At 41.3% G+C, this 653-nt stretch carries 1 pseudogene; it reads right to left on the bottom strand.

The features are described from left to right. Positions 1-239, bottom strand: a pseudogene (locus R7O13_RS27875) (hypothetical protein); the annotation flags it as partial. Between the last annotated feature and the right edge of the window lie 414 nt (positions 240-653).

The following is a 653-nucleotide window of genomic DNA, read 5'->3' as shown; positions in this document are numbered from 1 at the left end:
GTGAGTGCGCGAAAGGACTCTTGATAAGGTTCTGGCTGCTGAGCTTCCACCATCTCAATGACGATTTCAGACTCTGCGAGGAAACGGGCAACACCGAGTGCCTTTTCACCCATTTCGTGTTCTTGATTGACTTTAAGGTAGGTAAAACCTGCGGCGACGAGCAGAAGTAACTCGATCAAGCCCGAGAGCGTCATAATGACCAGCATGCGCTTTCTAAAGCTGATGGTTCTCCAACTCATGGTACATCCTTACCGTTAACCCACTTCCACGTCACTGTGGTGTTGTTCTAAGTTAACATCGAGTTAACAGCAAGGCTTAGATCAGATGATAAATCTGTGAACACGGCAAACAAAGCGTGACTTTTATGGTGAATTAATAGGCGGCGTGAAACATAAAATTACATCCATTCATCAGGCACAATATTCCTTGCTGATATTCAATGGCATACATAAATTGCCCTTTAAAGCATGATTACGATCACACCAAATTTAGCGGTTTTTGAGGCACATTTAGACTTTCCATCGTATAATTTTTAGTCAAGAAGCCACAAAGAGCATCTTATAAGAAAGCAGTGAAGCTGGAAGTCTATTATTAGCTCAACATTGAAGTCAGGCAATTTGGAAATAACTTAATAAAAACACAAATACTGACTA

This window comes from Vibrio sp. Y176, from assembly GCF_033438945.1.
The sequence above is the reverse complement of the archived record's forward strand: the minus strand, read 5'-3'. Positions and strand labels throughout refer to the sequence as shown.